General features: G+C 60.9%; 22 protein-coding genes. 17 read left to right on the forward strand and 5 right to left on the reverse strand.

What is annotated here, in order from left to right; genetic code table 11:
- Positions 1-75 precede the first annotated feature (75 nt).
- The gene (locus HU731_RS24110) at positions 76-840 is read right to left on the reverse strand and encodes a LuxR family transcriptional regulator (RefSeq protein WP_186606050.1); all 765 of its coding nucleotides are present in this window, start codon (positions 838-840) and stop codon (positions 76-78) included.
- Between the two features lie 183 nt (positions 841-1,023).
- Here HU731_RS24110 and HU731_RS24115 point away from each other — a divergent pair, with 183 nt between their 5' ends.
- Genes HU731_RS24115 through HU731_RS24140 form a run of 6 tightly spaced genes read left to right on the forward strand, consistent with a single transcriptional unit; the run spans position 1,024 to position 7,184 of the window.
- Entirely contained in the window at positions 1,024-1,911 is an 888-nt protein-coding gene (locus HU731_RS24115) for a proline iminopeptidase-family hydrolase (protein WP_014717608.1), read from the forward strand.
- 3 nt (positions 1,912-1,914) lie between these two features.
- The gene (locus HU731_RS24120) at positions 1,915-2,862 is read left to right on the forward strand and encodes an ABC transporter permease (protein ID WP_186606052.1); all 948 of its coding nucleotides are present in this window, start codon (positions 1,915-1,917) and stop codon (positions 2,860-2,862) included.
- Positions 2,859-3,716 carry an ABC transporter permease gene (locus HU731_RS24125; protein ID WP_003189754.1) on the forward strand — a complete coding sequence of 286 codons (858 nt, stop codon included), beginning with the start codon at positions 2,859-2,861 and terminating at the stop codon, positions 3,714-3,716. The genes HU731_RS24120 and HU731_RS24125 overlap by 4 nt, the downstream gene beginning before the upstream one ends.
- The gene (locus tag HU731_RS24130; protein ID WP_078802743.1) at positions 3,713-4,669 is read left to right on the forward strand and encodes an ABC transporter ATP-binding protein; all 957 of its coding nucleotides are present in this window, start codon (positions 3,713-3,715) and stop codon (positions 4,667-4,669) included. The genes HU731_RS24125 and HU731_RS24130 overlap by 4 nt, the downstream gene beginning before the upstream one ends.
- Positions 4,666-5,637, forward strand: coding sequence for an ABC transporter ATP-binding protein (locus HU731_RS24135; protein ID WP_186606054.1), 972 nt, complete (start codon positions 4,666-4,668; stop codon positions 5,635-5,637). Before HU731_RS24130 ends, HU731_RS24135 begins: the two co-directional genes overlap by 4 nt.
- Positions 5,638-5,669: 32 nt before the next feature.
- Positions 5,670-7,184 (forward strand): ABC transporter substrate-binding protein, encoded by a 1,515-nt coding sequence (locus HU731_RS24140; RefSeq protein ID WP_186606056.1) that lies wholly within the window; start codon positions 5,670-5,672, stop codon positions 7,182-7,184.
- A 134-nt stretch (positions 7,185-7,318) separates the two neighbouring features.
- Here HU731_RS24140 and HU731_RS24145 read toward each other — a convergent pair whose 3' ends face one another.
- The 4 genes from HU731_RS24145 to HU731_RS24160 form a co-directional block, all read right to left on the reverse strand.
- Positions 7,319-8,059 (reverse strand): YciK family oxidoreductase, encoded by a 741-nt coding sequence (locus tag HU731_RS24145; protein WP_003189758.1) that lies wholly within the window; start codon positions 8,057-8,059, stop codon positions 7,319-7,321.
- A gap of 156 nt (positions 8,060-8,215) precedes the next feature.
- Positions 8,216-8,887: an N-acetylmuramic acid 6-phosphate phosphatase MupP gene (mupP, locus tag HU731_RS24150; protein ID WP_044272956.1), complete on the reverse strand. Its 672-nt coding sequence runs from the start codon at positions 8,885-8,887 to the stop codon at positions 8,216-8,218.
- A gap of 4 nt (positions 8,888-8,891) precedes the next feature.
- Positions 8,892-9,590 (reverse strand): bifunctional 2-polyprenyl-6-hydroxyphenol methylase/3-demethylubiquinol 3-O-methyltransferase UbiG, encoded by a 699-nt coding sequence (ubiG, locus tag HU731_RS24155; RefSeq protein WP_003189760.1) that lies wholly within the window; start codon positions 9,588-9,590, stop codon positions 8,892-8,894.
- A 64-nt stretch (positions 9,591-9,654) separates the two neighbouring features.
- The gene (locus tag HU731_RS24160; protein WP_186606058.1) at positions 9,655-10,986 is read right to left on the reverse strand and encodes a TRZ/ATZ family hydrolase; all 1,332 of its coding nucleotides are present in this window, start codon (positions 10,984-10,986) and stop codon (positions 9,655-9,657) included.
- A 109-nt stretch (positions 10,987-11,095) separates the two neighbouring features.
- Here HU731_RS24160 and mtnA point away from each other — a divergent pair, with 109 nt between their 5' ends.
- The 11 genes from mtnA to HU731_RS24215 all read left to right on the forward strand — a co-directional run bounded on the left by mtnA (position 11,096) and on the right by HU731_RS24215 (position 24,616).
- Positions 11,096-12,166 (forward strand): S-methyl-5-thioribose-1-phosphate isomerase, encoded by a 1,071-nt coding sequence (gene mtnA, locus HU731_RS24165; RefSeq protein ID WP_069557163.1) that lies wholly within the window; start codon positions 11,096-11,098, stop codon positions 12,164-12,166.
- Between the two features lie 424 nt (positions 12,167-12,590).
- A complete protein-coding gene (gene gyrA, locus HU731_RS24170; RefSeq protein ID WP_032892792.1) occupies positions 12,591-15,245 on the forward strand; it encodes a DNA gyrase subunit A in 2,655 nt (884 codons plus the stop codon).
- Positions 15,246-15,456: 211 nt separating this feature from the next.
- Complete coding sequence (gene serC, locus HU731_RS24175; RefSeq protein WP_186606060.1) at positions 15,457-16,542, forward strand: 3-phosphoserine/phosphohydroxythreonine transaminase; 1,086 nt, start codon at positions 15,457-15,459, stop codon at positions 16,540-16,542.
- Positions 16,542-17,636 (forward strand): prephenate dehydratase, encoded by a 1,095-nt coding sequence (gene pheA, locus HU731_RS24180; protein ID WP_003172650.1) that lies wholly within the window; start codon positions 16,542-16,544, stop codon positions 17,634-17,636. The genes serC and pheA overlap by 1 nt, the downstream gene beginning before the upstream one ends.
- A gap of 9 nt (positions 17,637-17,645) precedes the next feature.
- Positions 17,646-18,758, forward strand: a complete 1,113-nt coding sequence (gene hisC, locus HU731_RS24185) for a histidinol-phosphate transaminase (protein ID WP_186606062.1) — start codon at positions 17,646-17,648, stop codon at positions 18,756-18,758.
- 28 nt (positions 18,759-18,786) lie between these two features.
- Positions 18,787-20,997 carry a bifunctional prephenate dehydrogenase/3-phosphoshikimate 1-carboxyvinyltransferase gene (locus tag HU731_RS24190; protein WP_264083103.1) on the forward strand — a complete coding sequence of 737 codons (2,211 nt, stop codon included), beginning with the start codon at positions 18,787-18,789 and terminating at the stop codon, positions 20,995-20,997.
- Positions 20,994-21,683: a (d)CMP kinase gene (cmk, locus tag HU731_RS24195; protein WP_003189772.1), complete on the forward strand. Its 690-nt coding sequence runs from the start codon at positions 20,994-20,996 to the stop codon at positions 21,681-21,683. The genes HU731_RS24190 and cmk overlap by 4 nt, the downstream gene beginning before the upstream one ends.
- A gap of 120 nt (positions 21,684-21,803) precedes the next feature.
- Positions 21,804-23,489: a 30S ribosomal protein S1 gene (rpsA, locus tag HU731_RS24200; protein ID WP_186606066.1), complete on the forward strand. Its 1,686-nt coding sequence runs from the start codon at positions 21,804-21,806 to the stop codon at positions 23,487-23,489.
- Between the two features lie 160 nt (positions 23,490-23,649).
- Entirely contained in the window at positions 23,650-23,934 is a 285-nt protein-coding gene (locus HU731_RS24205) for a hypothetical protein (protein ID WP_003189775.1), read from the forward strand.
- A 130-nt stretch (positions 23,935-24,064) separates the two neighbouring features.
- Positions 24,065-24,361: an integration host factor subunit beta gene (ihfB, locus tag HU731_RS24210; RefSeq protein ID WP_003189779.1), complete on the forward strand. Its 297-nt coding sequence runs from the start codon at positions 24,065-24,067 to the stop codon at positions 24,359-24,361.
- A 24-nt stretch (positions 24,362-24,385) separates the two neighbouring features.
- On the forward strand, positions 24,386-24,616 hold the full coding sequence (locus HU731_RS24215; protein ID WP_186606068.1) for a LapA family protein: 231 nt from the start codon (positions 24,386-24,388) through the stop codon (positions 24,614-24,616).
- Positions 24,617-24,942: the final 326 nt, after the last annotated feature.

A 24,942-nucleotide genomic window follows, 5' to 3' on the forward strand; every position in this document is an offset into this window, starting at 1 on the left:
AAAAGGATCAGGGTTACGATAGTCTGAACAAAAAGTTTAGGTAACTAGCAAAACAGATAGGTTTTTGCCCAAAGCTCAACCTTCCAACAAGCGGTAATGGGTGGCGCGAACCACCGCCTGAACACGGTTTTTAGCCCCCAGCTTGTGCATCGCCGAGGCCAGGTGCAGGGTGACCACCGCCAGGGAGCGGCTCAATTGCGTGGCGATTTCGGCGGCGGTCAGGCCTTCAGCCGCCCATTTCAGGCATTCGCGCTCGCGCTTGGTCAGGCGGATATGCGGATAAGCCCGCACCTCCTTGCTGAACAGCGGGTACGCCGCTTCTTGGAGGGCATGGGTAATCAGGCTGAAATCGGCCAGCGTATGTTGGGCGTCCTTCAATACCGTGCGCGCCTTGCCGGTGCGAAGCCCTGTCAGCGAGGCGAAGCCGCCCCGGGGCAGATGAATCGGCACGCTGACGCCGCAGGTCAGCTGGCGTTCATGCAGGTAAGAAGAAACGGGGGCGTGGCACGGGTCGATGATCTTTTGCAGGGCCGTCTCGGTCTTGGCCTCATAGGACCAGACAAACGGTGATACCGAGCTCAATGCCAGGTGTTGCACCGGGTCGATCTGGTAAAACCCTTCGCTGCACCATAAGGCGTGCCAGTCGGCCGGCGTGTTGCGCAGTTGCAACAGCGAGGGGGTGATCAGTGCGCCATCGAGGTCGATGGGCACCGGGCTGTAGTCATACACCAGGGCATCAAAGCCCAGTTGTTGGGCAAGGATAAACGTATTGTCCATCTGTTCATCCAGGCTCCTGCCCGGTATGAGGCGATTATTGAAGGCGGTCAGCTTGGCCAGCATCCGTTCTGCTCCCGAATTCATTTGAATCTCGACTTGCTGCAAGTAGAATGCCACGCCTCGGCGAAGGACTGCCAGGCCAAACCTATAAGAAATACTAGGTTATGGACGCACGGCATCCTCGGTAGTGTTGACCTGATAAACGGCCGCTACCCGCCAGGCCGATACAACACAAGGAATGTATGCATGTGGCGTGAAATTGCCCCCGACCAGCAGTACAACGTGCAAGTCGACGGCCATAACCTCGTGGTCTACAGCTTTGGCGAAGGCGACGAGGTGTTGCTGTGTCTCAACGGCGGGCCGGGCCTGCCGTGTGACTATCTGCGCGACGCCCATGGCTGGCTCAAAGCACATAACCTGCGAGTGGTTGCATTCGACCAGCTTGGCACGGGCGCATCAGCCAGACCGACCGATGCCGCACTGTGGGAAATCCGCCGTTATGTCGAAGAAGTCGAGACCGTGCGCCAGGCGCTGGGCCTGGGCCGCGTGCATTTGCTCGGGCACTCCTGGGGCGGTTGGCTGGGGATCGAATATGCCGTGCATTATCCCGGTGCGCTCAAAAGCCTGATCCTGGAAAACACCGTCGGCGACATTCCCCACCTGTCCCAGGAACTGGAGCGCCTGCGCGGCGCCCTGGGCAGCGAAACCGTGGCGATGATGCAACGCCACGAAGCCATGGGCACCCTCGACCACCCGCAGTATCAGGCCGCCATCACCTTGCTCAACTACCGCCACGTGTGCCGGCTCGACGAATGGCCGGAGCCGGTCAAGCGGTCCCTGGGCGACTGGAACATGGGGCCTTACGAAACCATGCAAGGCCCCAACGAGTTTCTCTATATCGGCAACCTCAAGGACTGGAACCGCCTCAAGGAAATGGCCGAGTTCAACATGCCGATCCTGATCACCACCGGCCAGCACGACGAACTCACCCCCGCTTGCGCAATGCGCATGAAACTCGCGGCGCCCCATGCCGAGTTGCATGTGTTCCCCAACAGCAGTCATATGCCGTTTTACGAGGAACCCCAGGCGTACTTCCCGGTGCTGCTGGACTTCCTCGCTCGCCACCGAGGCTGACGCATGAACCTGGCGCGCTACCGTTTTGTGTTGTCCCGGCCCCTGCAATTGCTGCCGGTGCTGCTGGGCATCAGCCTGATCACCTTCGTGCTGGTGCGCTCGATTCCCGGCGACCCGGCGCGCGCCTTGCTGGGGTCGCGCAGCACGCCAGATGCGCTGTTGAAGATCCGCGCCCAGTTCGGCCTCGACCAGCCCTTGTGGCTGCAATACTTTTACTTCCTGAAAAACCTGCTCAAGGGCGACCTCGGCCAATCGCTGCTGTACAAGGTCGACGCCCTCAAACTGATCGTCACCCGCATCGAGCCGACCCTGGTGCTGGTGCTGGGCAGCGTGGTGCTGGCTTTGTTGATAGCGGTGCCACTGGCGACGATTGCGGCGCGCCAGCAGGGCCGTTGGGCGGACAAGCTGATCCGCGTGTTCACCACGGTCGGCCTGGGCATGCCGGCGTTCTGGCTGGGGTTGATGCTGATCCTGCTGCTGAGCGTGAAGTGGGGCTTGTTCCCGGTGTCTGGTTACGGGCGCACCTGGCTGGACAAGGCGCACCATATGCTCTTGCCGTGCCTGACCATCGCCCTGGCGCTGTCGGCGGTGCTGGTGCGTAACCTGCGGGCGAGCATGTTGATGGAGTTGCAGGCAGACCATGTCACCGCTGCCCGTGCGCGTGGGCTGCCTGAAGGCGCGGTGTTTCGTCGGCATGTGCTGCCCAATGCCCTGGTGCCGGCGGTCAACCTGCTGGCGGTCAACATCGGTTGGCTGATCAGCGGCACGGTGGTCATCGAAAGCCTGTTCGCGATTCCAGGCATCGGCCAGTTGCTGGTGCGCGGCATTTTCACCCGTGACTACATGGTGGTGCAGGGCGTGGCGATGGTGCTGGCCTGTGCCACGGTGTTGGTCAACTTCCTGGCCGACCTGGTAACCGTGGCCCTCGACCCACGGGTGAAGATGCAATGAGCAGTCGCCCCCTGATCGCCCCGTGGCGCTTGCGCCTGCGCTTTGGTTTTCGCAATGGCCGGCTGACCGCCGCGTGGGGTTTGTTGATCCTGTTCGCGTGGTTGGCCCTGGCGCTGTTTGCGCCGTGGGTCGCGCCCTACGACCCCATCGCGCAGGACACCAGCATCAGTTTGCTGGCCCCCAGCCTTGCCCATCCGTTGGGTACGGACAATTACGGCCGGGATATCCTCTCGAGGGTGATCTGGGGGGCGCGCATCGACCTGCAACTGGCGGTGATCGGGGTGATCTTCCCGTTCATCATCGGCACCTTTATCGGTGCGGTCTCGGGTTATATCGGCGGGCGTTTCGACAGTGTCTGCATGCGTGTGATCGACGTAGTGCTGGCGTTCCCGTTCCTGGTGCTGATGCTGGCGATCATGGCCATCCTCGGGCCGGGCTTGCAGAGTTTTTACATCGCCATGGCACTGGTGGGCTGGGTGTCGTACGCGCGGCTGATTCGCTCGCAGATCCTGGTGCTCAAGGAAAGCGAATTCGCCCTGGCCGCCAAGAGCCTGGGCTTTGGTCATGGGCGCATTCTGTTCCGGCATTTGCTGCCCAATGCGCTGTTTGGCTCCATTGTGTTTTCCATGTCTGACGCGGTGCTGGTGCTGCTCAACGGCGCCGCCGTCAGTTACCTGGGCCTGGGGGTGCAACCGCCGACCGCCGAATGGGGGACGATGGTGGCCGAGGGGCAAGCCTTTATCACCACCGCCTGGTGGATCTGCACCTTCCCGGGCCTGGCCATCGTGACCTTGGCCATGGGCTTCAGCCTGTTGGCCGATGGTGTTGCGCAGGTATTGGGGGAGCGTTCATGAGCCTGCTGCAGGTGCGCGACCTCAGTGTGATCGCCAACAACGCTGGGCGTGATATCACCTTGGTGGATCGGGTGTCGTTCGACCTGGCCGAAGGTGAAATCCTCGGCCTGGTGGGCGAGAGCGGTTCGGGCAAGACCATGGCTTGTCGTGGCCTGATGCGCCTGTTGCCATCGCCCAATCTGCGCGTGCAGGGCGGCGCCGTACGGTTGGCCGGCCAGGACCTGCTGGCCCTGGATGATGCCGGTATGCGCGCCGTGCGCGGCGGGCAGTTGGGCATGGTGTTCCAGAACCCCAGCAGCCACCTCGACCCGTTGATGCGCATTGGTGAGCAGATCGCCGAGGGCATTCGCCTGCACCAAGGCGCGTCGAAAAAAGACGCGCGCTTGCAGGCGATCGAGGTATTGCGTCAGGTCGGGATCCCCGACCCCCAGGCGCGGGTCGACAACTACCCCCATGAGTTTTCCGGTGGCATGCGCCAGCGCGCCATGATCGCCGTGGCCCTGGGCTGCAACCCGAAGGTGCTGATCGCCGACGAGCCGACCACCGCCCTGGATGTGACCGTGCAGGCGCAAATCCTGCGGTTGTTGCTTGACCTGCGCGACCAGCGTGGCCTGTCGATCATCATGATCACCCATGACTTGGGCGTGGTGGCGCAAACCTGCGATGCCATCGCCGTGATGTATGCCGGGCGCCTGTGCGAGCACGGCAGCAAATACGAACTGCTGGCCCAACCGCAACATCCGTACACCGCAGGCCTGATCGACTGCCAGCCGGCCCACAGCAGCGGCCATGCGTTGTTGCGCACCATTGCTGGCCAGCCGCCGTTGCTCGATGCATTGCCCGACGGCTGCCGCTTTCACCCGCGCTGCCCACAGGCCGGCGCCTTGTGTACCGAGTTGCTGCCACAAGGCGCACGCGTGGCTTGTCACTATCCGTTGGGAGGGCGCCCATGAGCCTGTTGCAGATCAAGAATCTGGAGGTGCGCTTTGCCGCGTCCGGCAGCGGCCTGCTGGGCCTCAACCGCCAGTGGGTGAGGGCGGTGAACGGCGTGTCGCTGAACCTCGCCGCCGGTGAAACCCTGGGGTTGGTGGGCGAGTCCGGCAGTGGCAAGAGCACCCTGGGGCGGGCAATTTTGCACCTCAACCCGATCAGCGCCGGGCAGGTGCTGTTCGACGGTATCGACATGGCCCATGGCAGCGCTATCGACATTGCCCGGCTGCGGCATGAAACCGCGATGATTTTCCAGGACCCCTATGCCGCGCTCAATCCACGACACAGCATTGGCGAAACCCTCGCCGAAGTGCTGCGGGTACAGCGCAAAGTGGCGGTGGCGCAGATTCCCGCGCGCGTCAACGAACTGCTGGAACTGGTGGGCCTGCGTCCCGAACTGGCGACGCGTAAGCCGGGCTCCCTCAGTGGCGGCCAGTGCCAGCGCGTGGGGATCGCCCGGGCGCTGGCGGTGGAGCCACGCCTGATCATTGCCGATGAATGTGTGGCGGCGCTGGATGTGTCGATCCAGGGCCAGATCATCAACCTGCTGCTCGAACTGCAACAACGTATGAACCTGGCGATCCTGTTTATCGCCCATGACCTGGCCATTGTAAGGCGCCTATGCGACCGCGTGGCCGTGATGTACTTGGGCAAGATCGTCGAGGAAGGGCCGGTGGAAGCGGTGTTCACCGCGCCGCGTCACCCGTATACGGCGGCGCTGATCCAGGCCATCCCGGAGATCGATCCGCACCGGCCATTGCCAGCGCAGCCATTGCCCGGTGAGCCGCCCAGCCCGCTGAATCTGCCGACAGGCTGTGCCTTCCACCCGCGTTGCCGGTATGCGCAAGCCATGTGTTCCACGGTATTGCCTCCCACCCATTTCCTGCACGAGCATCGGTACAGTTGCGTGCTTGAAGACCCTTTGCTTTGACCCTCTGCCATTCATTAACAAGGAGTTGTGATATGCACTCGCGCCACTTGAAATTGCTCGCCGCCGCTACCCTCACGGCCTGGTCGCTGACCGCCGGCCTGGCCCAGGCCGCTGGTGTGCTCACCATCGGCTGCCGTGAAGACAGCACCACCTTCGACCCGATCAAAAGCGCGCAGAACCGCGACACCTGGGTGTTTGCCAACGTCTACGACACCCTGGTGCGCGTGGATAACCTGGGCACCAAGATGGAGCCGGGCCTGGCCGAAAGCTGGGACATTTCCAAGGATGGCCTGACCTACACCTTCACGCTGCGCGAGGCGAAGTTCTCTGACGGCTCGCCGATCACCGCCGCCGATGCTGCGTTCAGCCTGCTGCGCATCCGTGACAACAAGGCCTCGCTGTGGAGCGACCCGTTCAGCCTGATCAACACCGCCACGGCCAGCGATGCCAAGACTCTGGTGGTCACCCTGAAAACCCCGGCGGTGGCCTTCCTCTCGCAACTGGCGTCGCCAACGGTGTCGATCCTGTCGGAAAAAGCCATGACCACGATGGGCGAAGACGCCTACTCGGAAAACCCGGTGACCTCCGGCGCGTTTACCGTGGACGAGTGGCGCAAGGGCGACCGCGTGATCCTGAAGAAAAACCCGAATTTCTGGCAGGCCAGCAGGGTGAGCCTGGACGGCGTGGAATGGGTGTCGGTCACCGATGACAACACGCGCATGCGCATGGTGCAGAACAACGAGCTCGACACGGCGATCTTCGTGCCGTTCTCCCGGGTGCAAGAGCTGAAAAAAGACCCGAACGTGGTGATCCACGCCGACCCGTCCACCCGCGAAGATCACCTGTTGATCAACCACGAGCACGGCCTGTTGGCCAAGCCGCAAGTGCGCCAGGCCCTGGACATGGCCATCGACAAGCAATCGCTGGTCAAAGCCGTCACTTACGGTCAAGGCACCGTGGCTTATTCCTACATTCCAAAGGGCTCGCTGTACCACTACGCCAACAACCTGCAACGCCCGTACGACCCGGCCGAAGCCAAGAAGCTGCTGGCCGCTGCGGGTGCCCAGGATTTGAAGCTCAACTACGTGGTCAACGCCGGCAACGAGGCCGACGAGCAGATCGCGGTGATCATCAAGGACCAGCTAGCCAAGGTCGGCGTGACCGCCAACCTGCAGAAAGTCGACCCGACCCAAAGCTGGCAGATGCTGGTAGACGGTGAGTACGATATTTCGGTGATGTACTGGACCAACGACATCCTCGACCCCGACCAGAAAACCACCTTCGTGCTGGGCCATGACACCAACCAGAACTACATGACCCGCTACAAGAACGACCAGGTCAAGGCCTTGGTGGCGGCTGCGCGGATCGAGGCAGACCCGGCCAAGCGTGAGCAGATGTATGTCGAGTTGCAGAAGCTGGCCAAGCAGGATGTGAACTGGATTGACCTGTACTACAGCCCGTACATCAACATCTCACGCAAGAACGTAAGCAACTTCCTGCAGAACCCGTTGGGGCGCTTCACCCTGGAGGAAGTGGTCAAAAACTGAGATTTTAACTACACCACAAAACAATGTGGGAGCTGGCTTGCCTGCGATGCAGACACCTCGGTGCTTCAGTTACACCGCGGTGATGCTATCGCAGGCAAGCCAGCTCCCACCTTTGTTTTGCGGGGTGTCAGGGCTTATTGCGCATCGAAGGCCTGGCCATTGATGCCCGCACTGTCCGGCCCCATCAGGTACAGGTACACCGGCATGATCTCTTCCGGTGCTGGCCTTTCCATGGGGTTTTCCCCTGGGTACGCCTGGGCGCGCATGCTGGTGCGGGTACCGCCCGGGTTGATGCTGTTGGCGCGCACTGCGGCCACATCTTCCAGCTCATCGGCCAGGGTTTGCATCAAGCCTTCGGTAGCGAACTTGGACACGCCATAGGCACCCCAATAAGCACGGCCCTTGCGCCCGACGCTGCTGGAGGTGAACACCACCGACGCATCCTGGGACAGCTTGAGCAACGGCAGCAACGTGCTGGTCAGCATGAACATCGCGTTGACGTTCACATGCATCACCCGCATGAAGTTCTCGCCGGACAACTGCTCGATGGGCGTGCGCGGGCCGATGATCGAGGCGTTGTGCAGCAGGCCGTCGAGGTGCCCGAATGCTTTTTCGATCATCGCGGCCAGCTCATCGTATTGATGGGGCAGGGCGGTCTCCAGGTTGAACGGGATCACCACCGGCTGCGGGTGGCCGGCGGCTTCGATCTCGTCATACACCTGGGCCAGGTTGGCTTCGGTCTTGCCCAGCAACAGCACGGTGGCGCCATGGGCGGCATAAGTTTTTGCCGCTGCCGCACCAATCCCGCGACCGGCACCGGTTACCAGGATGGTCCGGCCTTTGAGCAGTTCTGGCGGTGCAGAGTAATCAAACATAAATAGCCTCGACAAAATTCACAGAAAATCCATGTGCCTTCTGTAGGAGCGAGCTTGCTCGCGAAAAACGTTAACGATAATGCGGGGCATCAGGATGAGCGCGCCGCCCTCGGGTTCTTCGCGAGCAAGCTCGCTCCTACAGAGGGGGGCAGCCCATCAGCAACTGCACAGCGCGTTATCCAGCACCTTGCGCAATTCCAATGGGTGATCCACCACCACGTCCGCGCCCCAGTGGCGTGGGTTGTCGTCCGGATGGATATAGCCGTAGGTGACCGCCGCCGTGCGCGTACCGGCGTCGCGGCCGGATTCGATGTCGCGCAGGTCATCGCCCACGAACAGCACGCTGGCCGGGTCCAGGCCGAGCATCTTGCACGCCAGGATCATCGGCTCCGGGTCCGGCTTGCTGTTTTTTACGTGGTCTGGGCAGATCAGCACGGCCGAGCGCTCAGCCAGGCCCAGGCGCTGCATGATCGGTTCGGCAAAGCGCACCGGCTTGTTGGTGACCACGCCCCAGATCAGCTTGGCTTTCTCGATGTCTTCCAACAGCTCGGCCATGCCGTCGAACAGTTTGCTGTGCACTGCGCAATCCTTGAGGTAACGCTCCAGGAATTCCTGGCGCAGTTCCTCAAAGCCCGGCGACTCCGGGTCCATCGAGAACGTCACGGCGACCATCGCCCGCGCACCACCGGAAATTTCATCGCGGATGTGTTCGGGGTTGATCGGCGCCAGGCCGCGGTCGGCGCGCATGGCCTGGCAGATGGCGATAAAGTCCGGCGCGGTGTCCAGCAGGGTACCGTCCATGTCGAAGAGAACCGCTCGCAACTTCACAGGCTTACTCCTCGCGCAGGGTCTGGATCATGTAGTTGACGTCAACGTCGTTGGCCAGCTTGTAGTGCTTGGTCAGCGGGTTGTAGGTCAGGCCGATGATGTCCTTGACGGTCAGCCCGGCCTGGCGGCTCCACGCACCCAGCTCGGAAGGGCGGATGAATTTCTTGAAATCATGGGTGCCGCGCGGCAGCAGCTTCATGATGTATTCGGCGCCGATGATCGCGAACAGGTAAGCCTTGGGGTTGCGGTTGATGGTGGAGAAGAACACCTGGCCGCCGGGCTTGACCATACGGAAACAGGCGCGGATCACCGAGGACGGGTCTGGTACGTGTTCGAGCATTTCCAGGCAGGTGACCACGTCGAACTGCTCAGGCATTTCTTCGGCCAGGGCTTCGGCGGTGATCTGGCGGTACTCCACGCTCACGCCGGATTCGAGCTGGTGCAACTGGGCCACGGCCAGCGGCGCTTCGCCCATGTCGATGCCCATGACGGTGGCGCCACGCTGGGCCATGGCTTCGCTGAGGATGCCGCCGCCGCAACCGACGTCCAGCACCTTCTTGCCGGCCAGGTTGACGCGCTCGTCAATCCAGTTGACCCGCAGCGGGTTGATGTCGTGCAGGGGTTTGAATTCGCTCTCGCGGTCCCACCAGCGGTGGGCCAGGGCTTCAAACTTGGCGATTTCGGCGTGGTCGACGTTGCTCATGGTGAATCCTCTGAATCTGATAAGTCGGTGTGTCGCGGCTGAACCCAAGGTTTCAGCCGCGTCGTTATTCGCTGTGCCCGCTGATGCGTTGGCCCCAGGCAATGGCCGTGGCGGTCAACTGTTGTTCATCCATGCGGGTCAATTGCCGGTCGTCGAGCAATGGCTTGCCGGCGACCCAAAGGTGTTTCACGCAATCGCGCCCGGTGGCATATATAAGCTGTGAGACCGGATCGTAGATCGGTTGTTGCGCCAGCCCGGAAAGATCAAAGGCGACGATGTCTGCCGCCTTGCCGACTTCCAATGAGCCAATCTGGCTGTCCAGGCCCATCGCCCTGGCACCGTTGAGCGTGGCCATGCGCAAGGCGCGGTGGGCATCCAGTGCTGTAGCGGAACCGGCCACGGCCTTGGCCAGCATGGCCGCCGTGCGGGTTTCTCCGAGCAAATCCAGGTCATTGTTGCTGGCGGCGCCGTCGGTGCCGATGGCCACGTTGACGCCAGCCTGCCACAAGCGCTCCACCGGGCAAAAGCCGCTGGCCAGTTTCAGGTTCGATTCCGGGCAATGGATCACGCTGGTGTTGCTTTCTACCAGTAAAGCCAGGTCGTCTTCGCTGATTTGGGTCATGTGCACGGCCTGAAAGCGCGGGCCCAGCAGGCCGAGGCGAGCCAGGCGCGCCAATGGCCGCTCGCCGGTCTGCTCGACGGCTTGCTGCACTTCAAAGGCGGTTTCGTGAACGTGCATATGGATCACGGCGTCCAGCTCTTCGGCGATCACCCGGATCTTTTCCAGGTTGGCATCGCACACGGTGTAGGGCGCGTGGGGGCCGAAGGTGATCTTGATGCGCGGGTGGTGCTTGAGGTCGCCGAACAGCTCGATACCCTGGCGAATCGCCTCGTCGGCACTGCTGGCGCCGGGGATCGGGAAGTCGAGGATCGGCAGCGCGATCTGCGCACGCATACCGCTGTTGTGCACGCAGTCACTGGCGACCTTGGGGTAGAAATACATGTCCGAGAAGCAGGTGATGCCGCCCTTGATCTGCTCGGCGATGGCCAGGTTGGTGCCGTCGCGCACGAACGCTTCATCGACCCACTTGGCTTCGGCGGGCCAGATGTGTTTTTCCAGCCAGGTCATCAGCGGCAAATCGTCGGCCAGGCCGCGGAACAGGGTCATGGCCGCGTGGCCGTGGGCGTTGACCAGCCCGGGGCTGAGCAGCATGCCGGGCAGTTCGCGCACCTCTCGCGCCGCCAGCTTCAACGCCGCGTCCCGTGGCCCGATAAAGGCAATGCAGCCATCGCGAATGCCCAGGCCATGCTCCTTGAGCACCACGCCAGCGGGCTCGACGGGTACCAGCCAGGTCGGCAGCAGCAACAAGTCGAGCGGGGCGGCAGTGGCGGTCATCGCAGGCTTCTTCCCAGGCAGCTATAAAAGAAGGGCGAAGTATACCCGAGCGTCCTGGCTGGCGGATCGCTATAATCGGCGGCTTTTGTTCATGAGTGCGGGGTAAGGGATGCGCGACCGACTGTTGGCTGCAGAGAAAGTGAAGGCCATCCAATGGCGTGATGGCGCGCTGCACCTGCTCGATCAGCGCGTTTTGCCGTCCCGTGAGCGCTGGGTAGCCTGCGTTACCGTTGAAGCGGTGGCTGACGCCATTCGCACCATGGTGGTGCGGGGCGCACCGGCCATCGGTATCTGCGCCGCCTATGGCTTGGTGCTGGCCGCCCGCGAGCGCATCGCCGAGGGTGGCGACTGGCAGGCCGCGTGGGAAGAAGACTACGCCTTGCTGGCCCATACCCGCCCGACCGCATCGAACCTGTTCTGGGCCTTGCAGCGCATGCGCGACCGCCTGGACCGCCTCAAGCAGCACGCCGACCCGCTGGTGGTGCTGGAAGCCGAAGCCGTGGCGATCCATGAAAGCGACCGGGAGGCCAATGTGGTCATGGCCCAGTTGGGTATGGAGCGGATTCGCAAGCACCAGGGCAATGCCCAGGCGATCCTCACCCATGGCAACGCCGGCGCGCTGGCTTCCGGCGGCGTTGGCACAGCCCTCGGGGTGATTCACGCGGCGTATCTGGAGGGCTTGGTCGAGCAGGTCTATGTCAATGAAACCCGCCCGTGGCTGCAAGGCTCGCGCCTGACGGCGTGGGAGTTGGCGGGCCAAGGCATCCCGGTGGCGGTGAATGCCGACTCCGCCGGGGCGCATATTCTAAAAACCAAAGGCGTGACCTGGGTGGTGGTCGGTGCGGACTGTATCGCGGCCAATGGCGATGTGATCAGCAAGATCGGCACCTATCAGCTGGCCGTGTGTGCCATGCACCATGGCGTGCGCTTTATGGTGGTGGCGTCGAGTTCGACCCTGGATTTGATGATGGCGACTGGCGATGATGTTGCCCTGGAGCAGCGCGATAGTGGTGAGTTGCTTGAGGTGGATGGGCAGCGGTTGGATGTCGCGGCGTTTAACCCTGTGTTTGATGTGACGCCTGCGGATCTGATCGACGTGATCGTCACCGAAAAAGGCGTGGTGGAGCGACCGGATGTGGCCAAGTTGGCCAAGTTGATGTGCCGTAAGCGCCTGCATTGAGTGTGTCGGTGCCTGTGGGGGCGCTATCGCAGGCAAGCCAGCTCCCACATTTACCGGTGTTCACAAATCAAAGGTGGGAGCTGGCTTGCCTGCGATTGGCCCTTGAAGTCAACAAAACTTCCGCATTCCACCCTCAAAAAAAACCACCACCGCGCCTCTGAGCCCCTCTCGTCCCCTTCAAGCCTGTCATCCGTCAAATTACTAGCCTCCATGCGCATCAGGGGGATAGGTGCGTGGCGGCGATTGTGATAACATCCGGCGGTTTCCAGGGCTGCCCCGAGGGGTGGCCTATAACGTGCAGATCCGTGTCATAACTCGTTGATTTGTCGTAAGTCGTTGTCAGGCACCGTGCCGGCAGCGGCGAGCTTCGTTCGTCCCGAATGGATGTGACGAGGTTTCACCCGAAAAAGGAATCAGGCTTCTCATGGGCGAACTGGCCAAAGAAATCCTCCCGGTCAATATCGAAGACGAGCTGAAACAGTCCTACCTCGACTACGCGATGAGCGTAATTGTCGGTCGGGCACTGCCTGATGCGCGCGATGGCTTGAAGCCCGTGCACCGGCGTGTGCTGTTCGCGATGAGCGAGCTGGGTAACGACTGGAACAAGCCGTACAAGAAATCTGCCCGTGTTGTCGGTGACGTGATCGGTAAGTATCACCCTCACGGCGACACTGCGGTGTACGACACCATCGTTCGGATGGCGCAGCCGTTTTCCCTGCGCTACCTGCTGGTAGACGGCCAGGGCAACTTCGGTTCGGTGGACGGCGACAACGCCGCGGCCATGCGATACACCGAAGTGCGCATGACCAAGCTGGCGCATGAGCTGCTGGCCGACCTGCACAAAGAAACCGTGGACTGGGTGCCGAACTACGACGGCACTGAAATGATCCCGGCTGTCATGCCCACCAAGATCCCCAACCTGCTGGTCAACGGTTCCAGCGGTATTGCCGTGGGCATGGCCACCAACATCCCGCCGCACAACCTCGGTGAAGTCATCGACGGTTGCCTGGCCCTTATCGACAACCCTGAGCTGACCGTCGATGAGCTGATGCAATACATCCCCGGCCCGGACTTCCCGACCGCCGCGATCATCAACGGTCGCGCCGGCATCATCGAAGCCTACCGCACCGGTCGTGGGCGCATTTACATGCGTGCCCGCTCGATGATCGAAGACATCGACAAGGTCGGTGGCCGCCAGCAGATCGTCATCACCGAACTCCCTTACCAGCTGAACAAGGCACGCCTGATCGAGAAGATCGCCGAGCTGGTTAAAGAGAAGAAGCTGGAAGGCATCACCGAGCTGCGTGACGAGTCCGACAAAGACGGTATGCGCGTGGTGATCGAGCTGCGCCGTGGCGAAGTGCCTGAGGTGATCCTCAACAACCTCTACGCCCAGACCCAGCTGCAAAGCGTGTTTGGTATCAACGTGGTTGCCCTGATCGATGGCCGCCCGCGCATCCTGAACCTCAAGGACCTGCTGGAAGCCTTCGTGCGTCACCGTCGCGAAGTGGTGACCCGCCGCACCGTGTTCGAACTGCGCAAGGCCCGCGAGCGCGGCCATATCCTGGAAGGCCAGGCGGTTGCGTTGTCGAACATCGACCCGGTGATCGCCCTGATCAAGGCCTCGCCAACCCCTTCCGAAGCCAAGGAAGCGCTGATCAGCACGCCTTGGGAATCCAGCGCCGTAGTGGCCATGGTTGAGCGCGCTGGCGCCGACTCGTGCCGCCCCGAGACCCTGGACCCGCAATACGGTCTGCGTGAAGGCAAGTACTTCCTGTCGCCAGAACAGGCCCAGGCCATCCTGGAACTGCGCCTGCACCGCCTCACCGGCCTTGAGCACGAGAAGCTGCTGGCCGAGTACCAGGAGATCCTCAACCAGATCGGCGAGTTGATCCGCATCCTCAGCAGCGCCGTGCGCCTGATGGAAGTGATCCGCGAAGAACTGGAAGTGATCCGCGCCGAATACGGCGACGTGCGCCGCACCGAAATCCTCGATGCGCGCCTGGACCTGACCCTGGGTGACATGATCCCGGAAGAAGAGCGCGTGGTGACCATCTCTCACGGTGGCTATGCCAAGACCCAGCCGCTGGCGGCTTACCAGGCCCAGCGTCGTGGTGGTAAAGGTAAATCGGCTACCGGCGTGAAGGATGAGGACTACATCGCTCACCTGCTCGTTGCCAACAGCCACACCACGCTGCTGCTGTTCTCCAGCAAAGGCAAGGTGTACTGGCTCAAGACCTACGAAATCCCGGAAGCCTCCCGCGCTGCCCGTGGTCGTCCGTTGGTCAACCTGCTGCCGCTGGACAGTGATGAATACATCACCACCATGCTGCCGGTCGAGGAATACACCGAAGGTCACTTCATCTTCATGGCCACCGCCAAAGGCACCGTGAAGAAGACCCCGCTGGAATCCTTCAGCCGTCAACGCAGCGTGGGCCTGATCGCCCTGGAGCTGGATGAAGGCGACGTGCTGATTTCCGCAGCCATCACCGACGGCGAACGCGAAGTCATGCTGTTCTCCGATGGCGGCAAGGTCACACGCTTCAAGGAATCCGACGTGCGTGCCATGGGCCGTACCGCCCGCGGTGTACGCGGCATGCGCCTGCCAGAAGGGCAGAAGCTGATTTCGATGTTGATCCCGGAAGAAGGCAGCCAGATCCTCACCGCTTCCGAGCGTGGTTATGGCAAGCGCACCGCCATCAGTGAGTTCCCAGAGTACAAACGTGGCGGCCAGGGCGTGATCGCCATGGTCAGCAACGACCGCAACGGCCGTCTGGTCGGCGCGGTGCAGGTGCTCGACGGCGAGGAAATCATGCTGATTTCCGACCAGGGCACCCTGGTGCGTACCCGTGTGGCGGAAGTGTCGAGCCTGGGCCGTAACACCCAGGGCGTGACCCTGATCAAGCTGGCCAAGGACGAAAAACTGGTCGGCCTGGAGCGTGTGCAGGAGCCTTCGGAAGTCGAAGGCGAAGAGCTCGAAGGTGAGGAGTTTGAGGGCGAGGTGATCGCAGCAGGCGATGACAACGTTGACGAGCCAACCCTCGACGCTGCCGCAGACGAAGAAGAACCGCAGGAATAAGCGGACACACAGGGGGCGGATGAAGATTCGCCCCCTTGTTGTTTGTCCCCTTGGAAATAATAACGCCGCCCCCTGTAGGAGCGAGCTTGCTCGCGAAAAACGCAACGATAACGCGGGCTGCCTGATACGCCCTTGTGCTCTCGGGTTTTTCGCGAGCAAGCTCGCTCCTACAGTGTTTGATTTCAGTCCCACCAGATCAGAGAGATTGGATGTGAGCAAGAGAGCCTATAACTTCTGTGCCGGTCCCGCGGCGCTTCCTGAAGCAGTCCTGCAGCGTGCGCAGGGTGAACTCCTCGACTGGCATGGAAAAGGCCTCTCCGTGATGGAAATGAGCCATCGCAGCGATGAGTTCGTGTCCATCGCCAACAAGGCCGAGCAGGACCTGCGCGAGTTGCTGGACATCCCATCCAATTACAAAGTGCTGTTCCTGCAAGGTGGTGCGAGCCAACAGTTCGCGCAGTTGCCGCTGAACCTGCTACCGGAAGGTGGCACTGCCGATTATATCGACACCGGTATCTGGGGGCAGAAGGCCATTGAAGAAGCCTCGCGCTACGGCCATGTCAACGTGGCAGGCACCGCCAAGCCCTACGACTACTTTGCCATTCCCGGTCAGAACGAGTGGAAGCTGTCCAAGGACGCGGCCTACGTTCACTACGTCGCGAACGAAACCATCGGTGGCCTGGAATTTGATTGGGTGCCTGAAGTCGGTGACGTGCCACTGGTGTGCGACATGTCCTCGGACATCCTCTCGCGCCCGATCGACGTGTCCAAATACGGCATGATCTACGCCGGCGCGCAGAAGAACATCGGCCCGAGCGGCATCCTGGTCAATATCATCCGCGAAGACCTGCTGGGCCGCGCCCGTTCGCTGTGCCCGACCATGCTCAACTACAAGGTCGCGGCCGATAACGGCTCGATGTACAACACCCCGCCGGCGTTTGCCTGGTACCTGTCGGGCCTGGTGTTCGAATGGCTCAAGGAGCAGGGCGGCGTGGCGGCCATGGGCAAGCTCAATGAAGAGAAAAAGCGCGTCCTGTACGACTTCATCGACGCCAGCGGCCTGTACAGCAACCCGATCAACCTCAGCGACCGCTCGTGGATGAACGTGCCGTTCCGCCTGGCTGACGACCGCCTGGACAAGCCGTTCCTGGCTGGCGCCGAGGCGCGCGGCCTGCTGAACCTCAAGGGCCACCGCTCGGTGGGCGGCATGCGCGCCTCCATTTATAACGCCGTCGACATCCACGCCATCAATGCGCTGGTTGCCTACATGGCAGAGTTCGAGAAGGAACACGGCTAATGTCTGAGCAAGAACTCAAGGCCCTGCGCGTACGCATTGACAGCCTGGACGAGAAGGTCCTGGAGCTGATCAGTGAACGTGCGCGCTGCGCCCAGGAAGTGGCACGGGTAAAGATGGCCTCCCTCGCGGAAGGCGAAGTGCCGGTGTTCTACCGTCCCGAGCGTGAAGCCCAGGTGCTCAAGCGCGTGATGGAGCGCAACAAAGGGCCGTTGGGCAACGAAGAGATGGCGCGGTTGTTCCGTGAAATCATGTCCTCGTGCCTGGCGCTGGAGCAGCCGCTGAAAGTGGCTTACCTTGGCCCTGAAGGCACCTTCACCCAGGCGGCAGCCATGAAGCACTTCGGCCACGCGGTAATCAGCAAGCCGATGGCGGCCATCGACGAAGTCTTCCGTGAAGTCGCCGCCGGTGCGGTGAATTTTGGCGTGGTGCCGGTGGAAAACTCCACCGAAGGCGCGGTTAACCACACTCTGGACAGCTTCCTCGAGCACGACATGGTGATCTGCGGTGAGGTGGAGCTGCGTATCCACCACCATCTGCTGGTGGGTGAAAACACCAAGACCGACAGCATCAGCCGTATCTACTCCCACGCCCAGTCCCTGGCCCAGTGCCGCAAGTGGCTGGACGCCCATTACCCGAATGTCGAGCGCGTGGCGGTGTCCAGCAACGCCGAAGCGGCCAAGCGGGTCAAGGGTGAGTGGAATTCGGCGGCAATTGCCGGCGATATGGCCGCGGGCCTGTACGGCCTGACGCGCCTGGCCGAGAAAATCGAAGACCGCCCGGACAACTCCACGCGCTTTTTGATGATCGGCAGCCAGGAAGTGCCGCCCACTGGCGACGACAAGACCTCGATCATCGTCTCCATGAGCAATAAGCCCGGCGCGTTGCATGAACTGCTGGTGCCGTTCCACGACAACGGGATTGACCTGACGCGCATCGAGACTCGTCCTTCGCGCAGCGGTAAGTGGACATACGTGTTCTTTATCGACTTCATCGGCCATCACCGCGACCCGCTGGTCAAGGGCGTGCTGGAGAAAATCAGTCAGGAAGCCGTGGCACTCAAGGTGCTGGGCTCTTACCCGAAAGCGGTTTTGTGAGGCTTTGACATGAGTGGCAACTTCCTCGCCCTGGCACAGCCGGGCGTGCAACAACTCTCGCCTTACGTTCCAGGCAAGCCTGTGGACGAGTTGGCCCGCGAGTTGAATCTGGACCCGTCCAAGATCGTCAAGCTGGCGAGTAACGAAAACCCGCTGGGCCCGAGCCCCAAAGTGCTGGCGGCGATTCGTGAAGAGCTGGCCGAGCTGACCCGTTATCCCGACGGCAACGGTTTTGCCCTCAAGTCGCTGCTGGCGGACAAGTGCCGGGTCGAGTTGAATCAAGTGACCTTGGGCAACGGCTCCAACGATATCCTTGAACTGGTCGGCCGTGCCTACCTGGCGCCAGGTTTGAACGCGGTGTTCAGCGAGCACGCGTTTGCGGTCTACCCGATCGTGACCCAGGCGGTGGGGGCGGATGCTCGCGTGATTCCTGCCAAGGACTGGGGCCATGACCTGCCGGCGATGCTGGCGGCCATTGATGAGCACACCCGCGTGGTGTTTGTCGCCAACCCGAACAACCCGACCGGCACCTGGTTTGACGAGCAGGCACTGAACGAATTCCTGCAGGACGTGCCGGAGCACGTGTTGGTCGTGCTGGACGAAGCCTACATCGAGTACGCCGAAGGCAGCGACCTGCCCGACGGCCTGGATTTCCTCGCGGCCTTCCCGAACCTGCTGGTGTCGCGTACGTTCTCCAAGGCTTACGGCCTGGCGTCGTTGCGGGTCGGTTATGGCTTGTCCACGCCCGTGGTCGCCGATGTGCTGAACCGCGTGCGCCAGCCGTTCAACGTCAACAGCCTGGCCCTGGCGGCCGCCTGTGCGGCGGTGAAGGATGCCGAATACCTGGAAGAAGGCCGTCGCCTCAATGAAAGCGGCATGCTGCAATTGCAGGAAGGCTTTCGTGAGCTGGGCCTGGGCTGGATTCCGTCCAAGGGCAACTTCATCTGCGTCGACCTCGGCCAAGTGGCCGCGCCGGTGTTCCAGGGCTTGCTGCGCGAGGGCGTGATTGTGCGCCCGGTGGCCAACTACGGCATGCCGAACCACCTGCGTATCACCATCGGTTTGCCGGCTGAGAACAGCCGCTTCCTTGAGGCGCTGGCCAAGGTTCTGGCCCGTGGTTGATGTCACTGCATTGCAACCTGCTGTGCCTATGATCGGTCGCCTGGTGGTGGTCGGCCTGGGGTTGATCGGTGGCTCCTTCGCCAAAGGCCTGCGTGAAAGCGGCCTGTGTGGCGAAGTGGTGGGTGTGGACCTCGACCCGCAATCGCGTGCGTTGGCGGTGGAGTTGGGGGTGGTGGACCGCTGTGAGGCGGACTTGGCCGTTGCGTGCCAGGGCGCGGATGTGATCCAGCTCGCCGTGCCGATCCTGGCCATGGAGAAATTGCTGGCGGTGCTGGCAGGTATGGACCTCGGGCAAGCGATTCTTACCGATGTGGGCAGCGCCAAAGGCAACGTGGTGCGTGCGGCACAACGGGCGTTTGGTGGCATGCCGCCGCGTTTTGTGCCGGGCCACCCCATTGCGGGTTCCGAGCAGAGCGGGGTGGAGGCCTCCAATGCGCAGCTGTTCCGTCGGCATAAGGTGATCCTGACGCCGCTTGCGCAAACCGATCCAACAGCGTTGGCAGTGGTGGATCGTCTCTGGCGCGAGCTGGGCGCGGATGTGGAGCATATGCAGGTCGAGCGTCACGACGAAGTGTTGGCAGCCACCAGCCACTTGCCGCATCTGCTGGCATTTGGCTTGGTGGATTCGTTGGCCAAGCGCAACGAGAACCTCGAGATTTTCCGCTATGCCGCCGGCGGCTTCCGCGATTTCACGCGGATTGCCGGCAGCGATCCGGTGATGTGGCATGACATCTTCCTCGCCAATCGCGAAGCGGTGTTGCGCACCCTGGACACCTTCCGCAGTGACCTCGATGCCTTGCGCGACGCGGTGGATGCGGGAGACGGCCATCAACTGCTGGGCGTGTTCACCCGTGCGCGGGTGGCGCGTGAACATTTCAGCAAGATCCTCGCGCGCCGGGCCTACATGGAAACCGCAGTGAACACCGATGACCTGACCTTCATCGCCAGCCCGGGTGGCCGCTTGAGCGGGCGCATCCGCGTGCCGGGTGACAAGTCGATCTCTCATCGCTCGATCATGCTGGGGTCGTTGGCCGAAGGTGTGACCGAGGTGGAGGGCTTCCTTGAGGGTGAAGATGCCCTGGCGACCTTGCAGGCCTTTCGCGACATGGGCGTGGTGATCGAGGGCCCGCACCATGGGCGCGTGACCATTCACGGTGTCGGCCTGCATGGCCTGAAGGCTGCGCCGGGGCCGATCTATGTGGGTAATTCCGGCACATCGATGCGCCTGTTGGCCGGTGTATTGGCTGCGCAGAGCTTTGACAGCGTGCTGACCGGCGATGCCTCACTGTCCAAGCGCCCGATGAACCGCGTAGCCAAGCCGCTGCGGGAAATGGGCGCGATCATCGAAACCGGGCCGGACGGCCGTCCGCCACTGAGCATTCGTGGCGGGCAATCGCTCAAAGGCTTGAACTATGTACTGCCCATGGCCAGTGCCCAGGTGAAATCCTGCCTGTTGTTGGCGGGGTTATACGCTGAGGGTAAAACCTCGGTGACCGAGCCTGCACCGACCCGCGACCACACCGAGCGCATGCTGCGCGGCTTTGGTTATCCGGTGGCGGTGCAGGGCGCGACGGCGTCGCTGGCGTCAGGGCATGGGTTGATCGCTACGCGTATTGAAGTGCCGGGGGATATTTCGTCTTCGGCGTTTTTCCTGGTGGCGGCCTCGATTGCCGAAGGCTCCGAGCTGTTGCTGGAGCATGTCGGTATCAACCCGACCCGCACCGGTGTGATCGACATTCTGCGGCTGATGGGGGCTGATATCACCCTCGAAAATCAGCGTGAGGTGGGCGGCGAGCCGGTTGCGGATTTACGTGTGCGTGCTGCCGCGCTCAAGGGCATCGAAATTCCAGAGGTCCTGGTGCCGTTGGCGATTGATGAGTTTCCCGTACTGTTCATTGCCGCAGCCTGCGCTCAAGGCCGCACTGTTTTGCGCGGGGCCGAGGAGCTGCGGCTCAAGGAGTCCGATCGTATCCAGGTGATGGCCGACGGTCTGTTGGCCTTGGGCGTGAAGTGTGAACCCACGCCTGATGGGATTATCATTGACGGTGGCCCGATGGGCGGCGGTGAAGTGCACGCCCATGGCGATCATCGGATTGCCATGGCGTTCAGTGTGGCTTCCCTGCGGGCGACGGCGCCTATTCGTATCCTTGACTGCGCCAATGTTGCTACGTCTTTTCCGAACTTTCTGACATTGTGTGCCCAAGTCGGCATCCGTGTTGCCCAAGAGGCTCAATTGTGAATATCAAAGCACCGGTGATTACCATCGACGGGCCTAGCGGCTCGGGCAAAGGCACAATCGCTGGCATTCTGGCCAAGCGCCTGGGTTGGTGCCTGCTGGATTCTGGCGCGCTGTACCGCCTGCTGGCGTTTGCTGCGCACAACCATGGTGTGGACCTGACCAACGAAGAATTGCTGACCAAACTTGCCGCCCATCTGGATGTGCAGTTCATTGCGGCGACCGAGGGTCAGTTGCAGCGCATCATTCTGGAAGGTGATGAAGTCAGCGATGTGATTCGCACCGAGAGTATCGGCGCGGGGGCCTCCCAAGTGGCCGCGTTGCCCGCCGTGCGCGAGGCGCTGCTGCAGCGCCAGCGCGCATTCCAGGAGGCGCCGGGCCTGGTGGCCGATGGCCGCGACATGGGCACGGTGGTGTTTCCCGAGGCGCCGCTGAAGATTTTCCTGACCGCCAGTGCCGAGGAGCGGGCACGCCGTCGTTACTTGCAGTTGAAGGGCAAAGTCGATGGTGTTAGTCTGTCGAGTCTGCTAGATGAGATCCGTGCACGCGATGAGCGTGATACCCAGCGTGCGGTAGCCCCGCTCAAGCCGGCGGCTGACGCCATACAGCTGGATTCCACGGAGCTGTCCATCGAGCAGGTGCTGGAACGCATCATGAGTGAAATCGCCATTCGCGATATCGCCGGGTGATCAAGAAGGCCGCAGGGGACCAGTCATAGTCCTGCGGTGGCTTCTTTTAACTGAAACTGACCCACACCGTCTGGGGTGTGGAGATGGGCGTATTCTTCGCCCTTATCAACAGGAATTAAAATGAGCGAAAGCTTTGCGGAACTCTTTGAAGAAAGCCTAAAAACCCTGAACCTTCAGGCAGGCTCCATCATCACCGGTGTTATCGTTGATATCGATTACCAAGCTCGCTGGGTAACCGTTCACGCTGGTCTGAAGTCTGAAGCTCTGATCCCGCTGGAACAGTTCTACAACGATGCTGGTGACCTGACTATCAATGTCGGTGACGAAGTTCACGTTGCTCTGGACTCGGTTGAAGACGGTTTCGGTGAAACCAAGCTGTCCCGTGAAAAAGCCAAGCGCGCTGAATGCTGGATTGTTCTCGAAGCAGCCTTCGCAGCTGAAGAAGTGGTCAAGGGCGTTATCAACGGTAAGGTTAAAGGCGGCTTCACTGTCGACGTTAACGGCATCCGTGCGTTCCTGCCAGGTTCTTTGGTCGACGTTCGTCCAGTGCGCGACACCACGCACTTGGAAGGCAAAGAACTGGAATTCAAAGTCATCAAGCTCGACCAGAAGCGCAACAACGTTGTCGTTTCCCGTCGCAGCGTGCTGGAAGCAGAGAACTCCGCCGAGCGTGAAGCTCTGCTGGAATCCCTGCAGGAAGGCCAACAAGTCAAAGGTATCGTCAAGAACCTCACCGATTACGGCGCATTCGTCGATCTGGGTGGCGTCGATGGCCTGCTGCACATTACCGACATGGCTTGGAAGCGTATCAAGCATCCTTCCGAAATCGTCAACGTTGGCGACGAGATCGATGTCAAGGTTCTGAAGTACGATCGTGAGCGTAACCGCGTTTCCCTGGGCTTGAAGCAGCTGGGCGAAGATCCATGGGTTGCTATCAAAGCTCGTTACCCAGAAAGCACTCGCGTCACCGCGCGTGTTACCAACCTGACCGACTACGGCTGCTTCGCAGAGCTGGAAGAAGGCGTGGAAGGCCTGGTACACGTTTCCGAAATGGACTGGACCAACAAGAACATCCACCCTTCGAAAGTCGTACAAGTCGGCGACGAAGTGGAAGTTATGGTTCTGGACATCGACGAAGAGCGTCGTCGTATCTCCCTGGGCATCAAGCAGTGCAAATCTAACCCATGGGAAGATTTCTCTGGCCAGTTCAACAAGGGCGATAAAATCTCCGGCACCATCAAGTCGATCACCGATTTCGGTATCTTCATTGGTCTGGACGGCGGCATCGACGGCCTGGTTCACCTGTCCGACATCTCCTGGAACGAAGTTGGCGAAGAAGCTGTTCGTCGTTTCAAGAAGGGCGACGAGCTGGACACCGTTATCCTGTCGGTTGACCCAGAGCGCGAGCGCATCTCCCTGGGTATCAAGCAACTGGAAAGCGATCCGTTCTCCGAGTACGTTCAAGAGAACGACAAAGGCGCCATCGTTAAAGGCACTGTGAAAGAAGTTGACGCCAAAGGCGCCATCATCGTTCTGGCCGACGATATCGAAGCGACTCTGAAAGCCTCCGAAATCAGCCGTGACCGCGTTGAAGACGCGCGCAACGTTCTGAAAGAAGGCCAGGAAGTAGAAGCCAAGATCATCAGCGTTGACCGCAAGAGCCGCGTGATTCAGCTCTCCATCAAGTCGAAAGACGAAGTGGAAGAGAAAGAAGCTATCCAGAGCCTGAAAGAAGCTGCTCCGGAAGCTGCTGCTGAAACCACCATGGCGGCACTGCTGCGCCAGGCAATGGCTAAGCAGAACTAAGTTCTGTAAAGCTGTAGAAAAAGGGCGACTTCGGTCGCCCTTTTTTGTGCCTGAAATTTGATGACGCAACTGCACCGAACCAAGGCATTCAGCCCAATGTCAGAACTGACTATAGTCTTGAAAACGGCTATTTCGCGTTGCCGACTCAATAAGGGTTTGAATGAACAGAATTATCGTAATACTCGCTTTGCTGGTGCTTGCCGGCTGCTCCTCCACTAGTGCCAAGACCCACGCCAAGCGCGGCGTCAGCGGCATCGAGATCGACTGCTCTGGCCTGGGCAACAAGTGGGAAAAGTGCGAGAAGCGCGCCGCCCGTGAATGCAAGATGCAGGGCTACAAGGTCATTACCCGTTCCAGTGATGCCGAGGACGAAGAGGGCGACTACCTGTTCGGCTGGAACCCTGCTGGCGCGGTGACACGGACCATGTTGGTGATCTGTAAGTAAGGGGTTGACCGCTCGCTGAGCATGTTTATTCAACCCCAGATAAGTTGACACATGGGCTGTTCAAATTCATCAACTCATGCTAAAACCTTCGGAGCGCTTTTCCTAGCTGCTTGAAAAAGAAGGGAAAAATATGACGAAGTCGGAGTTGATCGAACGAATTGTCACCCATCAAGGGCTGCTCTCATCCAAGGATGTGGAGCTGGCTATCAAGACCATGCTTGAGCAAATGTCCCAGTGCCTCGCCACCGGAGACCGCATCGAAATCCGCGGCTTCGGCAGCTTCTCCCTGCACTACCGCGCACCACGCGTAGGCCGCAACCCAAAAACCGGCCAGTCCGTCAGCCTCGACGGCAAATTCGTTCCCCACTTCAAACCGGGCAAGGAATTGCGCGATCGGGTGAACGAAGAAGAGGAAGAAGGCGTCTGAGTGTTTTTGGCGAAGGAGAAGGGTATGCGTGGGGTTAAGCGCGTTGTTGCAGTATTGATTGTAGTGCTTGCAGCGTTGGTGGTTCTGGCGTTTGTGCTGGAGAACCAGCAGGGCGTGGCGTTGTCGTTCCTGGGGTGGAGTACTACGCAGATGCCCGTGGCGGTGTTTGTGGTGGTGGCTTTGATTGTGGGGATGGTGATTGGGCCGGTGTTGGGGGTGGCTGTGCGTAGGCGTCGGGGTAAGGCGGTGGTTTAGGGTCTCAGCTGGCATGGTGATGGAGATGGCGGCGTTGGCGACCGTTTGTCAGAAACATAATCATGCTGAACGCTTTGAGCCGCCTAGCTACCTATTCCCGCTGGTTGCGACAGTTCTACTGGGAAATTCAGAATCGTCCGACAGACATGTCAAGACTTGTAATATGCCAAAGAGATGGCAGAATGGAATCTGTTCTCGATAACAGGCATTTTGTGCGCTCAAAATTTGGCAGAGACGTTGGGTTTTGGCGGTCAACCAATTAGAATAAAAAAATACGCAATTTTGTCTGCATAACGAGCCCGCAGTTTCTCTTTGAAGGCAGGTTT

The sequence above is a fragment of the Pseudomonas salmasensis genome (assembly GCF_014268375.2).
GTDB lineage: Bacteria > Pseudomonadota > Gammaproteobacteria > Pseudomonadales > Pseudomonadaceae > Aquipseudomonas > Aquipseudomonas salmasensis.